Annotated in this window: 18 protein-coding genes; 10 read left to right on the top strand and 8 right to left on the bottom strand. The window is 39.0% G+C overall.

Annotated features, from left to right (window positions below; translation table 11 throughout):
- Positions 1–418: 418 nt before the first annotated feature.
- A complete protein-coding gene (locus tag HT691_RS03785; RefSeq protein WP_001150162.1) occupies positions 419–613 on the bottom strand; it encodes a S24 family peptidase in 195 nt (64 codons plus the stop codon).
- Positions 614–1,283: 670 nt separating this feature from the next.
- Here HT691_RS03785 and HT691_RS03790 point away from each other — a divergent pair.
- From HT691_RS03790 to HT691_RS03805, 4 genes are all read left to right on the top strand, one after another.
- Positions 1,284–2,156 carry a DUF4300 family protein gene (locus tag HT691_RS03790; RefSeq protein WP_000749590.1) on the top strand — a complete coding sequence of 291 codons (873 nt, stop codon included), beginning with the start codon at positions 1,284–1,286 and terminating at the stop codon, positions 2,154–2,156.
- A 12-nt stretch (positions 2,157–2,168) separates the two neighbouring features.
- A complete protein-coding gene (locus HT691_RS03795) occupies positions 2,169–2,348 on the top strand; it encodes a hypothetical protein (protein ID WP_000216060.1) in 180 nt (59 codons plus the stop codon).
- A gap of 112 nt (positions 2,349–2,460) precedes the next feature.
- The gene (locus tag HT691_RS03800; RefSeq protein WP_000420573.1) at positions 2,461–2,772 is read left to right on the top strand and encodes a hypothetical protein; all 312 of its coding nucleotides are present in this window, start codon (positions 2,461–2,463) and stop codon (positions 2,770–2,772) included.
- 3 nt (positions 2,773–2,775) lie between these two features.
- Positions 2,776–3,492, top strand: coding sequence for an alpha/beta hydrolase (locus HT691_RS03805; protein ID WP_000759787.1), 717 nt, complete (start codon positions 2,776–2,778; stop codon positions 3,490–3,492).
- A 129-nt stretch (positions 3,493–3,621) separates the two neighbouring features.
- Here the strand turns inward: HT691_RS03805 and HT691_RS03810 are convergent, their stop codons facing one another.
- From HT691_RS03810 to HT691_RS11505, 3 genes are read right to left on the bottom strand one after another with little or no spacing between them, the layout of a single operon-like run.
- Positions 3,622–4,437 (bottom strand): TIGR03943 family protein, encoded by an 816-nt coding sequence (locus tag HT691_RS03810; RefSeq protein ID WP_000617832.1) that lies wholly within the window; start codon positions 4,435–4,437, stop codon positions 3,622–3,624.
- Positions 4,434–5,339: a permease gene (locus HT691_RS03815; RefSeq protein ID WP_000123628.1), complete on the bottom strand. Its 906-nt coding sequence runs from the start codon at positions 5,337–5,339 to the stop codon at positions 4,434–4,436. Before HT691_RS03815 ends, HT691_RS03810 begins: the two co-directional genes overlap by 4 nt.
- Positions 5,340–5,471: an SPJ_0845 family protein gene (locus HT691_RS11505; RefSeq protein ID WP_000268685.1), complete on the bottom strand. Its 132-nt coding sequence runs from the start codon at positions 5,469–5,471 to the stop codon at positions 5,340–5,342.
- Between the two features lie 162 nt (positions 5,472–5,633).
- On the opposite strand from HT691_RS11505, the gene HT691_RS03820 reads away from it, so the two are divergent.
- From HT691_RS03820 to tatA, 6 genes are all read left to right on the top strand, one after another.
- Positions 5,634–5,993, top strand: coding sequence for a hypothetical protein (locus tag HT691_RS03820; RefSeq protein ID WP_007284914.1), 360 nt, complete (start codon positions 5,634–5,636; stop codon positions 5,991–5,993).
- A 107-nt stretch (positions 5,994–6,100) separates the two neighbouring features.
- Complete coding sequence (gene efeO, locus HT691_RS03825; RefSeq protein WP_000732987.1) at positions 6,101–6,973, top strand: iron uptake system protein EfeO; 873 nt, start codon at positions 6,101–6,103, stop codon at positions 6,971–6,973.
- 5 nt (positions 6,974–6,978) lie between these two features.
- Positions 6,979–8,193 (top strand): iron uptake transporter deferrochelatase/peroxidase subunit, encoded by a 1,215-nt coding sequence (gene efeB, locus HT691_RS03830; RefSeq protein WP_119943626.1) that lies wholly within the window; start codon positions 6,979–6,981, stop codon positions 8,191–8,193.
- Positions 8,168–9,856 (top strand): FTR1 family protein, encoded by a 1,689-nt coding sequence (locus HT691_RS03835; RefSeq protein ID WP_172923348.1) that lies wholly within the window; start codon positions 8,168–8,170, stop codon positions 9,854–9,856. The genes efeB and HT691_RS03835 overlap by 26 nt, the downstream gene beginning before the upstream one ends.
- Positions 9,857–10,588, top strand: coding sequence for a twin-arginine translocase subunit TatC (tatC, locus tag HT691_RS03840; RefSeq protein ID WP_172921740.1), 732 nt, complete (start codon positions 9,857–9,859; stop codon positions 10,586–10,588).
- Positions 10,572–10,742, top strand: a complete 171-nt coding sequence (gene tatA / locus HT691_RS03845; protein WP_054392926.1) for a twin-arginine translocase TatA/TatE family subunit — start codon at positions 10,572–10,574, stop codon at positions 10,740–10,742. Before tatC ends, tatA begins: the two co-directional genes overlap by 17 nt.
- Positions 10,743–10,877: 135 nt before the next feature.
- Here tatA and HT691_RS03850 read toward each other — a convergent pair whose 3' ends face one another.
- From HT691_RS03850 to HT691_RS03865, 4 genes are all read right to left on the bottom strand, one after another.
- Positions 10,878–11,237, bottom strand: coding sequence for a type II toxin-antitoxin system RelE/ParE family toxin (locus tag HT691_RS03850; RefSeq protein ID WP_054392925.1), 360 nt, complete (start codon positions 11,235–11,237; stop codon positions 10,878–10,880).
- A complete protein-coding gene (locus tag HT691_RS03855) occupies positions 11,227–11,511 on the bottom strand; it encodes a type II toxin-antitoxin system RelB/DinJ family antitoxin (protein WP_054392924.1) in 285 nt (94 codons plus the stop codon). Before HT691_RS03855 ends, HT691_RS03850 begins: the two co-directional genes overlap by 11 nt.
- A gap of 177 nt (positions 11,512–11,688) precedes the next feature.
- Complete coding sequence (locus tag HT691_RS03860) at positions 11,689–11,931, bottom strand: type B 50S ribosomal protein L31 (RefSeq protein WP_000710764.1); 243 nt, start codon at positions 11,929–11,931, stop codon at positions 11,689–11,691.
- Between the two features lie 95 nt (positions 11,932–12,026).
- On the bottom strand, positions 12,027–12,962 hold the full coding sequence (locus tag HT691_RS03865) for a bifunctional oligoribonuclease/PAP phosphatase NrnA (RefSeq protein WP_054392923.1): 936 nt from the start codon (positions 12,960–12,962) through the stop codon (positions 12,027–12,029).
- Between the last annotated feature and the right edge of the window lie 83 nt (positions 12,963–13,045).

Below are 13,045 nucleotides of genomic sequence, written 5' to 3' on the forward strand. Positions count from 1 at the left end.
TCAAAGATGGGATTATAGCTTTTAATGGGATATTCTTCTCAGCTAGTGTACTAAGGAGTGTGTGCCTGAAAATATGGGAACTAAGGGGCTGGTTTATCGGTTTCGTTAGTTTAGTATTTGCCTTTTGAAAAGTGATCTTAAATGCCTTTCTCTAAATTTACATATCACTATTGTTTAACAAAATCTAATCTGCTTTAGGTCACTTATTCTTTTTTTGAAATGTAGAATGAACTTTTTCAAAGTTTTTCGAATCTTTTAAAATCTGTTTGTTTTATATCGCCATTCTCCCCCTTTTTTAATTCTCCCTATACAGCCTGACAACTTTCCCGATGGTACGAATATGGGTGCTTTCGTCTAGGTGGATGTCGGGGTATTCGGGATTGAGTTTTTTGAGGTAGCCTTGGCGAAGTTTCTTGACCTAGTTAGCACCGTCTACTTGGAAGATGACGATGGTATTATAGTCAATCTGTGGGGGATTCTTGATAAATAGGTAGTTGCCGTTTCTTATCTTTGGCTCCATGGACTTGCTGACGATATAAGCGATTGCGTCGTAGTCGTCTGGGATTTCATCCTCATAGAATGGAAACTCCATATCTAAATTGTCGTCCTGCATCGAGCGGCTACCTGCAGAGATAAACTACCTAACACGAGAGCAAGTAGTCTGTCTGTAGTCGTCCAGTCTGATGATTTTTGCGATACTTCGTTTATCATCGTTTTTCTTCTCATACAGTTGCCTCTCGGCATAGGTCAGGAATTTACCTTGTCTGGGTGATGCCCGTTGGTCGTAGATAGATTGGATATCGCTAGGAGAATCCTTTTGAACTGGAGGAAAGAGGCATCAATCAAGCTACTGAATACTTTAACTAAGTCAAATATAGTATTTTTCTTAGTAGACCTACCCCTTTTTTCATAGTTTCCAAGGGTGTTTTTACTTATACCAATCTTAGTACTCAATTCTTATTGAGTCCAACCATTACTAGTCTATATTGTTTTATTTTTCGCATGTAACAATCGCAATCTCTTCTTTACCCACGAATGAAATCGCTTTCTGTTTTTATAAGTAAAGCATAACACGAAATCCACGAAAATGAAAACTTTGTTGTGTTTTCGTAAAAAAATTGTTGACAGAGCACGAAACGCCTATTATAATTAAATCAAGCTTAAGGAAATAACAAAAAAACAAATCGGAGGGAAAGACGATGAGCATATTAAATGAGAAAGTAATCAATATCTGTAAATCAGTAGTTAAAGAAACTTTAATCCAAGACATTTAGGAGAAAAAGATGAAGAAATCAAGAAAATTAGCCATATTAGGAATCTGTTCAGCTTTGTTTTTAGGCTTGGCAGCTTGTCAGCAAGATGCTACAACTTCGAATGGGACGAGTCAAAGGCAAAGTAGTTCAACGAAAGTTCCATGGAAAGCTTCATACACCAACCTAAACAATCAGGTAAGTACAGAAGAGGTCAAATCTCTCTTATCAGCTCACTTGGATCCAAATAGTGTTGATGCCTTTTTTAATCTCGTTAATGATTACAATACCATTGTCGGCTCAACTGGCTTATCAGGAGATTTCACTTCCTTTACTCACACAGAATACGATGTTGAAAAAATCAGTCATCTCTGGAATCAAAAGAAGGGTGATTTTGTTGGAACCAACTGCCGTATCAATAGTTATTGTCTTTTGAAAAATTCAGTCACCATTCCAAAACTTGATAAGAATGATCAATTGCTTTTCCTAGATAACGATGCGATTGATAAGGGGAAGGTCTTTGATTCACAAGATAAGGAAGAGTTTGATATTCTATTTTCGAGAGTTCCAACTGAGGCAACGACGGATGTCAAGGTTCACGCTGAAAAGATGGAAACATTCTTCTCCCAATTTCAATTCAACGACAAAGCTCGAATGCTATCTGTAGTCTTGCACGACAATCTGGATGGTGAGTATCTGTTTGTAGGCCACGTTGGAGTCTTAGTACCGGCTGATGACGGTTTCTTATTTGTAGAGAAATTGACTTTCGAAGAGCCCTACCAAGCGATTAAATTTGCCAGCAAGGAAGATTGTTACAAGTATTTAGGCACCAAGTATGCGGATTATACAGGCGAGGGACTGGCTCAGCCTTTTATCATGGATAATGATAAGTGGGTTAAACTTTAATGGTGGTATGATATGACAGTAATCCTAGGACTTTTATTTCTATTTTTGATGAGTTGGTGGGTTATTTCAATCGTTAATAGCCAGAAACCACGAAAAAATGAAACATTTATTGGCTATATCCAAAGATACGATATTGATGGGAATGGCTATCAATCAGAAGTATGGGAAGTGACTGAGGAGGAAGATTTATAATTAAAGAACAGACTCGTCTTTACAGTATTGCACCTATTTCCAGATAGTCCATTTGTAGTTTTATCCAGATTGCTATATAATTTAACTTAGAGAAAATAGGAGGACTAATCAGATGGAATTAAAAGATTTTACAGAAAAAGAACAGGAAATGATAAAGAATGGGCTGACGACGTCTAAGATTAGTGACAAGGAAACTGCTGAGAAGATTCTTGCGCTTGTCCCACAAGACTTGATTAAGCGAATCCCATTTTTCGTCAGAAAACATGCTACGACACGTACGATTAAACGCATTTCAATCGAACACCCTGAACTCTACGCTGCAGCTCAAACAAGTGGTGAGATTCCAGAAAAAGAACGAGAAGAATTACGTCAGATTATCACAACTATCTTTGAACAAAAGATGAATAAGCATAGTATTAAGTAGAGAATGAAAAAATATTTTATTGGTGGTTTGGGAAGTAATGTCTATCATAGCAAGGATCTTCTTCAAGAACTAGATTCTCAGGTTTATTTTCTAAATCCATATGAAAAACATCTTCGAGATGAAACAGAATTGAAATCATGGTTTAAAAAATCGATAGAAGAGGAAGAATCTATCTGTCTGATAGGCCATTCTCTTGGAGGAGATTTGGCTCGTTATCTCGCATCGGAATTTCAAGAAGTGAAGAAACTGATTCTTTTGGATGGTGGCTATCTAGATTTAGATAAGATTTTACCTTTAGATACAGAGTTAGAGGAAACTAAAAATTATATCAAATCTCAAATTGTTTCAGACTTAGCTCTTCTTATTTCTAAAGAAAAATCTGAAGCAAAGCATTGGTCAGAAAATATGGAGAAAGCCGTAAGGCAGTCCTATCACTGGAATTCTGAGTATAATAGATATGAGTTGGCTATAAATTATGAAAATATAGAAGCGATACTCCGCTTACGGAGAAAAATACAAGCTTTTAAGAGAGAAGTGGGAGATACCTTGTTTATTAGTCCTCGCTATCCTAATGAAGCTACATGGAGAGAGGAAACACTAAAAGAATTACCAGATTATTTTGATACTATTTTTCTAGAAAACGTTGGCCATGAGCTTTATACTCAAGCACCCAAAAAAATCGCTAGTATGATTAATGAGTGGCTCTCTTATTCTCACTGAGTTGCTTGTATGGCTTGAAATGGTATAAGATGAAAATCTACAAGTCACTAATTCTCATATAACAAAAAAAACGAACAGGCTCTTTTCTGTCATTCAGAAGAGAACTTGTTCGTTTTTATCTTGATTTTCTTAAAAAGCTCGATAAACATAGGGATTTTCTGGTTTATCGACTTTTGTAAAGCTGTCGATTTCCAAGGTTGGGAGATTTTGTTTGAGTTCTTTATGGTAGTGATTGAGCAGTTTTCCTTTGGCCGTAATCCAAGTGTTGTTTTCATACTGCCGGGTATTTCCCTTGGTCAGCAATCCATAGACACCAGAATCTGCGATACAGTGGATAATGCCGAATCGGAACAGAAATTGACTATTGGCATGACTGGGGTCGTTATAGACAAAGCCTGTAAACTGGATTGTCTTGCCCTCAAACTCATCTGGATAGTCGTAGATAGCCTCCATGACCTCCATATAGTTTTCATTAGTGATCTGAATGCTATCCTGGGACAAGTATTTATCCGCCGCCGTTCGCATTTCCTTTTCATAGGCTGATTTTGAAAAATAAGAACTGGTGTCTGGTTTCAAATATTGGCTTGTCGTCCCTTCACTTGTCTGAATGGCTAGATCCGTTCCTTCCGATAGGGGGAAATGATAACCTTTAGCAGAAACGGTCTGAGAATCCAAGCTAACAGTTGGGAAAGTTAAGCCGATGACAAGTGGAATAGCCAGAAGAGAAATACTCGTCATCTTGGCCAATCGGCTGTTCAGATGACTGTGGGTTTTGATTTGCTTCATCCAGATATACAATTGAACAATTGCCAAGATAAAGGAAAGCACCATGGAGATATAGGCCAGATAGGAATAGTGCATGTTGATGTACTGGTTTAGTTTGCCCGACAGATGGAGGTAAATAGTCAGTTCAAAATAGCCAGCTAAAACTAAAAATCGAATCATAGGATGACTCCAATCAAGAGAGAATAGGCTAAAACGACCAGAGTCACAATCGTAATGAAGTGACTAATAAATCGTGCTTTCAAGTAATTTTTCATCATGAGAATATTTTTGATATCCAGCATTGGGCCAATGACGAGAAAGGCCAGAACTGGAGCCAAACCGAAACTCGAGAGAAGAGAAGCACCTATAAAGGCATCCGCCTCACTACAGAGCGAAAGAAGAAAGGATAAAATCATCAAGAGCAGGATGGCAAAAAGAGGGGTCGCACTGATAGAGGTCAGAATCCGAGTCGGAACGTAGACCTGTATTATAGAAGCAAAGAGGCAGCCAAATACCAAATAACGCCCCGTATCAAAAAATTCATCAATGGCCTGCACAAAGACTTGAAAAACTTTTTTTGCAGAACTCAAGTAAGAAAAATCATGCTCATGACAAGTCAGACGATTTTCTTTCTGAATCGGTTCTTGCCAGAAAAATCCTAGAAAAATTCCTAGTATTACAGCCACAAGAATGGAACCCAGAGCTCGTAATAGGGCGACATGGAAGGAGTTGCCAAAGGCAGAATAGGTCGCAAAAAGAACAATGGGATTGATAACAGGTGCTGTCACAAGAAAGGGAACGGCCGTGTAACTGGGAACCTTTTTTTCCAGAAAACGATTGATAATGGGGACGATTCCACATTCACAAGAAGGGAAAAGTATACCAACGAAGGTGCCAAAAAAGATTCTCCCCCAACGATTTCGAGGGAGAAAATGATAAACCCTGTCAGGTGTGATATAGACCTCAATCAGCCCTGAGACAATGCTTCCTATCAGAACGAAGGGAAGGGCTTCAATGATAATGGAGAGGAAAATGGCTCCAGTTTGAAGTACACTAGATGGGAGTTGTTGAAAAGCAGTCATCTAGTTTTTCTTTTCTGCTTTGGCTTTTTTCTCTTTGTCATCAGGGAAAGTGACTTGTTTCAAATCTGGGAGTTTAGCAAACTCTTCAAACATCTTGTCCAAGTCGTCTCGTTTTGTAAATTTTACAGCCATAGGTGTACCTCGATTCTAAATTCTACCTCTATTATACTATTATTTTGAGGAAAAGGGAAAAGTTAAAATTGAGTATCTAACGAATAATAGAGTTTGATATATCCTGATATACACTATGATTGTGATATAATAGTTGTGGAATAACGGAGGAAATTATGGATCATGAAAAAAATCGGTCAGATTACCGATGAAGTAAAAGAAATTTTTGATATTGTTCTTGAAGCGAGCGACATAAAGGTCAACAAAGACGGTTTGAGAAGTCATATGATAAAAGGCCATCACAATGATGTGATTCATCATATTGAAGACCTGGAACTCATACTAAGGAACCCAGATTTCGTCGGCATCAATCCACGAGAGAAAGACGCCAGTTTTGAATATGTAAAAAGATTTGATAATAATGTTCTTGTTGCGATTAAGTTGCGATTAAGTTACATAAAAGTGGTGATTTCTTTTATGTTCCGACCATGTATCGTTTACAAGATTACAAGTTACAAAGTCGTATTAAGTCTGGTAGATTGAGAAAACATAACATTAAATTGTCTGAAAATTTATTGACAGATTAGAAAAAACATAGTATAATGAAACGTAAAATGAATTCAGGTTTCCTGAACCGATAGGAGTATACAATGAAAAAACTAGGTTTTGTCCTTTTATCTTCAGCCTTGCTATTGACAGCTTGTGCAGTCCGTTTTGAAAAATCAACCGAGACAACCGATTCGTCCAAGGTGACAGCCTTGTCTGAAGACAAGCAAAAAATGCTTGATAAGGCTACTGCTGACTATAAGACTTTTGTGCAAGACCAAATCGATAAACTGTTGACAGATACAGAAGGCTTTGTCAAACTGTTGAAAGAAGGTAAGTTAGAAGAAGCTAAGAAGGTCTATCCACTGATTCGTATGTCTTATGAGCGTTCAGAACCGATTGCCGAGAGTTTTGGTGAGTCAGATGTCAAGATTGACTTCCGTTTGGCAGACTACATGGACGAAAACAAGACAGAAGAGGGATGGTCAGGTTTCCACCGTATTGAGCGTATCCTTTGGGAAGACAATACAACTAAAGGAACTGAAAGCTATGGTGATCAGTTGGTCAATGATATCAAGGAATTGAAAGCCAAGATTGCAACTGTTGATGTGGACTACAAGGTTATGCTGACTGGGGCAGTCGACTTGCTTAACGAAGTTGCAACAAGTAAGATTACAGGGGAAGAGGAAATTTATTCTCATACAGACTTGTATGACTTCCGTGCCAATATCGAGGGAGCTGAGAAGATTTTCCAACTCTTTAAACCTTTGCTTGAAAAATCAGACGCTAACCTAGTTAAAGAATTGGAAGCGGACTTCAAGTCTGTCAATGATTTGTTGGACAAACACATGACCGACAAGGAACACTACAAGCTCTATACAGATTTGACAACAGAAGATACCAAAGAATTGTCAGAAGCTGTGACAAAACTTGGTGAGCCTCTATCACAAATGGGTAAATTTCTTAGTGGAGAATAAGAGTCATGACTGAAAAAGACGAAAAGTTTTTTGAGAAGAAAATGGACCGTCGAGAATTTCTAAAAAAAGCAGGGATTGGAGGGGCTGGTTTAGCGCTAGGACTCTCTGGTGCTTCTGCTTTTTTCGCACCTAAGCTAGGAAGTCAGGAAAAAATCTCGTACGGAAATGAAAAAATTGCTTTTTATGGCAAGCATCAAGCTGGGATTAGTACGCCCATGCAAAAGAATATCTATTTTGTTGTCTTGGACCTGCATACGACGGATAGAGATAAGATTATCCAGCTATTCAAGGATTGGACGGATTATAGTGCCAAGTTGGTTGAGGGGGAATTGGTCAAAAAAGATGGCCAGAATGCTCTCTTGCCTCCGAGTGATACTGGTGAGACAGTCGGGCTCAACCCTCATCGTTTGACGCTGACTTTTGGTGTGTCTGCGAGTTTCTTGAAAAAGATGAACTTGGAAAACAAGCGTCCTCAAGTTTTCAGGGATTTACCGCCTTTTCCTAAAGAGCAATTGCGTGAAAAATATACTGGTGGAGATATTGTCATCCAGGCCTGTGCAGATGATGAGCAGGTTGCCTTTCACGCTATTCGCAATCTCATCCGTAAGGGGAGAAATGCCGTGACCCTTCGTTGGAGTCAGTCTGGTTTTGCAGCTATCGGGGATCGAATGGAGACTCCGCGTAACCTCTTTGGTTTTAAGGATGGAACAGCAAATCCAACCAAGGAGAAAGACTTTGACCGCGTCATTTGGGCTGATAGTAAGGACTGGATGGAAAATGGTTCTTATATGGCAGTTCGTCGGATTCAGATGTTTTTAGAAACTTGGGATCGTACTAGTCTTGAAGAACAAGAAAATACCTTTGGTCGTTACAAGGAAAGTGGTGCCCCTTTCGGTAAGAAAAATGAGTTTGATGAAGTGGATTTGAGTCTTTTGCCTGATGATTCGCATGTTCGTTTGGCTAAGGAAGTGGACAAGCCGCTTTTGCGTCGTTCTTATTCTTACTCTGATGGAATTGATGAAAAAACTGGCCAGTTTGATACGGGCTTGCTCTTTATTTCTTTCCAGAAGGATCCTGATAACTTTGTCAAGGTTCAAACCAATCTAGGCGCTACTGATAAGATGAATGAATACATCACTCATATCGGTAGTGGACTCTTTGCTTGCTTTGGTGGTGTGGAGAAAGGGGGCTACATTGGTCAGAAATTATTGGAAGGCTAAAAGCTGGTTACTAGTTTTAGCTTTGTCACTTTTAATTCTTTCCCCAGTAGGTGCCCAAGAAAGTCTGAATTTTTACTTTGTGAAAATCACAGATGCTTCTAAAGCGGTCAAAAATGGGAGTCAGTCTGAGGCTCAGAAACTCGTTCAGGAGATGGCATCAGACTTCGAAAGAGTAGAAGACAGCAATTCTGAGGCTGGTAAAGTTGTTAAGGAAAAGTTAGCTCAATCAGGCGAGATTACTGAAGACAAACTCACCGAAATTTCTGCAGCCCTATTAGCTTTTGAAAAAGAACAAAATCCTATTGACCTAGATGCGGAAAAGGAAAAATTGGTCAACCGTCTGAGTCTACGTTTTGAAGCCTTGGAACAGGCTATTACTTCCAAAGATTTGGAAAAGGTCCGAGAGGCCTTTAAGAAAATGAATTCCACTTGGACCATCAATGAAAGTGTGGTTCGTGACAATAGTACGGCCCATTATGGACGTGTTGAAACAGCTATTTCTTTCTTGCGTAGTAGTATGGAAACCGAGCCTACAGATTTTAATTCAATCCAGATTTCCTTTGAGGACTTAAAAAAGGCTATTGATGATTTTGTAGCTGGAAAAGAAGTTGCAGAAGCATCTTCTGATTTAAGTCTCAAAGACGGCATTGCCCTTTTGACAAAGGCTTTGGAACAATTCCAAGCTGATGACCAAGCATCAGGAGCAGCCAGTATGAAGGAATTTATTACTATCTGGCCAACGATTGAGGGTTCTGTTAGCACGACCAATCCTTCCCTCTATACACGAGTGGAAAGTGAAAGCCCTGTGATTATGGTCAAGGGAAGTGAGAAGGAATACCAAGAAAAATTAGAAAAACTGATAGCAGATTTATCACAAATTGATACTAGCGCACGTTACAATGCCTTTGATGCTATGCTGATTCTCCTAAGAGAAGGTGTAGAGGCTCTCTTAATCGTCATGGCCTTGGTAACGACCTTGAAAGCAGCCAAGATGCGAAAAGGGCTCAAGTGGGTTTATGGTGGTGCTATCACTGGAATCATGGCCAGTCTCCTTATTGCCTTCATCCTGCAAATTTCCTTTCCAGTAGTAACATCAGGCTCCAATCGTGAAATCATCGAAGGAGCAGTGGGGATTTTTGCGGTAGCTATGATGATTTTGATTGGAATCTGGCTCCACAGCAAATCCTCGGTCAAAAAATGGAATACCTTTATGGAGTCACAAATGGAAACAGTGACCAAGACAGGCTCCTTTATTTCCATGTTTGCCCTCAGTTTTCTAGCTGTTTTCCGTGAGGGAGCAGAAACCATTCTCTTTTATGTTGGGATTTTACCAAGAATTTCCAGTTTTGAATTTGTCTTGGGAATTTCACTTGCCTTGCTGGTTCTGGTAATTATTGCCCTTGTGATGAACAAGGCCAGTCAATTCTTCCTGCCACATAAGGTCTTCTTTATCCTGACTTGGATGATTTATGCCCTAGCCTTCAAGATGCTGGGGGTTAGTATCCATGCTCTTCAGTTGACCAATATGGCACCAAATCACTTAGTGACAGGCTTTCCAACGATCGACTTGCTTGGAATTTATCCAAGTTGGGAAGGCTTGGTTAGCCAGCTAGTCTTTGTTATTATTGTCTTGATTGTCACTTTTAGACAGGGTGAAAAATAAATGGATAGAAAAGAATTGACAATCGTTGAACATCTGGTAGAATTTAGAAAGAGACTATTGGCAGTAGTCATTTGTTTCTTTTTGGTATTCTCTGTTTCTCTGCTGTTTGCAGACCAGATTTACCAGTATGTGACCCAATCTTTTCAGCAAAAGTTGATTGTTTTAGGGCCTAATGATATTTTATGGATTTACATACGTTTGGCTAGTCTGATGGCCTTTACTATCACCTTGCCTTACACGGTGTATCATATTTGGTCTTTCATTAAACCCGGTTTAAAGAAGGAAGAAGCTAGAGCTGTCTTTGCCTATATTCCAGCTAGTTTCCTTTGTTTTCTAGTTGGACTGGCTTTTGGTTTTTACTTTGTAACACCGGCCTTACTTCAGGTTTTATTAGGGTTGGGAGAAGGTCTATTTGAAACGCAGTTAACCGCCCAAAATTATCTGTCTTTTGTTTTTCAAACGACCTTGCCTTTGGCTCTGATTTTTGAATTGCCAGTTATCATTGCCTTTTTGACGTCGATTGGGCTCATTGGAGCAGAATTATTGATTGCTTATCGCCGATATGCCTATTTTATCTTATTGGTACTTGCAGTCATCTTGACACCAGCCGACTTTGTTAGTGATTTGGCAATGACTGCCCCCTTGATTTTACTCTATGAATTAAGTATTGCTATCAGCAAATACATTATGAAACGCAAGCAGAAAGGAGAGAGAAATGGGAATCTTACGTGATATTGGAGCACCAGGATTGATTATCATCGTTTTAGGAGCTCTCTTGATATTTGGACCAAAACGATTGCCTGAATTAGGTGAATCAATCGGTAAAATGCTATCTGAATTTAAAAAAGCAGTTAAAGGAACTGAACATCAAGATAAGGAAGACTAAATCTTGTCAGATAAAAAAACTTTGTACTCTGAAAAGCATCGTGTGGCTAGCTAGAGTGCAAAGTTTTTTTATTTTTTAGTTAAAATGAAGACTGTGTTCCTTATAAGTACAAGGTTATTAAGAGAGTGGTGGACATTAAAATGATGATTTTGAGTTTTTGTTATTTTTGCTTTGGAGCAAGGTAACATAGTCACTTTTGGTGTGAAATAAGTGGGAAAGAAAAACAGTTCTTTGAGTCTGGTCGATAAAGTAAAGCAAGATATACTGACCGATAATTTTTCCTCGCGTAGGGTACTTACTGTTGATTTTTAGTTCGATTTTTTCATCTGCATCAAAGCCAGCTTCAGGAAAAGTTTCTAAACTTTTTAAGCCGTCTAAAATTCTGGCTACAGTATTCTTAGCAGACTGAGGTGATAAAAGAACAGTAGTAATGTAGTCATGGATATTGTCAATTGCCTGACTCACTTCAGTAGAAAGACTCACTTTATAAGCCATATCGTAGCCTCATATTGTCTAGGGAAGTTCCTTGTCCGGATTCGTATTCTCTTAAGGAGCGTTCAGATTGGGCTTGTAGTTCCTGAATCAATCGCTCACGATATATATCTTCTACAGTTTTTATTGGTAAATCCTGTTCGAGAACAATCTGCTCGATAAAAAGACTAATAGCATCCGTCATAGTCATTCCTTTTTCCTTGATGATAGCTCTAGCTTGTTCCATTGATGACTCATTGATTTTAAAATTGTATTGCTTAGTAAGTGATGTCGTCATGGTATATCTCCAATCTATACTATATATAGCTAGTATATATCTTTTATATTTTTTAGGCAAGAGAAAACTTTGTACTCTAGAAACTATCGAGAGTGTAAAGTTTTTTTAGTTTGGAACATGAAAACAGCAGTTGATTTCAAGAAACAAAAAAGAACAGCCGAAGCTGTCTTTTTATCATTATTTGAGACCGTATTTTTTGTTGAAACGATCCACGCGTCCATCTGCTTGAGTGAACTTTTGACGTCCAGTGTAGAATGGGTGTGAGTCTGATGAAATTTCCACACGGATCAATGGGTAAGTTTCGCCTTCGAACTCAACTGTTTCGTTAGAGCGTTTTGTTGAACCGCTAAGGAATTGGTAACCAGTAGTTGTGTCCATGAAGACAACTGGGCGATATTCTGGATGGATATCTTTTTTCATTTTGCAATATTTCCTTTCTGCCATGGTCTCTTTGCGAGCCATAGATTGTTACCATACTAGTCTATCAGATTATGAAAAGTTTGGCAAGTATTTTATCAGTTTTTAAGCAAGTTTTTTAACTTTTGGTAGATGATTTCGTTTTCCTCTAGGCTATAGGAATTAGCACCGCTTGCTAGAGGGTGGCCTCCACCATCATGCTCCTTGGCGATTTCATTGATAGGATGGATTTTACTGCGTAAGCGAACTCGGTAGTGGCCATCAGCCTGCTCCACAAAAATTCCCCAGAGACTAACACTGTCAATACGTCCAGGTGCACCGACAATGGCTGCAGTTTCAGCATCAGTAACATTAAATTGTTTCAAGACTTCTTGACTCAGGATAACGCGAGCAGCACCATTTTCATCCACTTCCAGATGGTCATAGATGTAGCCTTGAAGTTTAGCAATTTTGTAACTCATAGTGTCCATTTTGCGAGTGAGAGCCGCAAAGTCAAAGTTCTGTTCTCTTAGATAGGCAGCCAGACGAAGAGTCCGTGCAGTGGTAGAAGGGTAGAGGAAGCGACCTGTATCACCAACAATTCCTGCAAAGAGCAACTCAGCAGCTCGATCTGACAAGGCCAGTTGGGTTGTTTGGGCAAATAGGGTAATCATCTCGCTAGCGCTACTTGAACTAGTATCTACCCAAGATAGGTTACCGTATACATCATCATTTGGATGGTGGTCAATCTTAATGAGAAAATCACCTTGACTATAGCGCTTATCATCGATACGAGCAGTATTCGCCGTATCACAGACGATGACAAGTGCGCTCTGGTAGGCACTATCTTCAACAAGATCCATCTCAGCCATCCAAGTAAGAGTCGGTTCATCATAACCTACGGCTTTGATGTTTTTTTCAGGGAAATGATATTCCAGCAAGGCTTTCAAGCCCACTTGACTTCCCAAGGCATCAGGGTCTGGTTTCATATGACGATGAATGATAATCGTGTCGTATTCTTTGATTTTTTCTAAAATTTGATGGCAAATTTCCATAAATAACCTCAATTCTTTCTCATTTCATTGTAGCACAAGAATTTTTATTTTTAAAATGAAAAAGATGTGATATAATGGAGAAA

It is taken from the genome of Streptococcus sp. 477, assembly GCF_013277295.1.
In the GTDB taxonomy this organism is placed as follows: Bacteria; Bacillota; Bacilli; order Lactobacillales; family Streptococcaceae; genus Streptococcus; species Streptococcus pseudopneumoniae.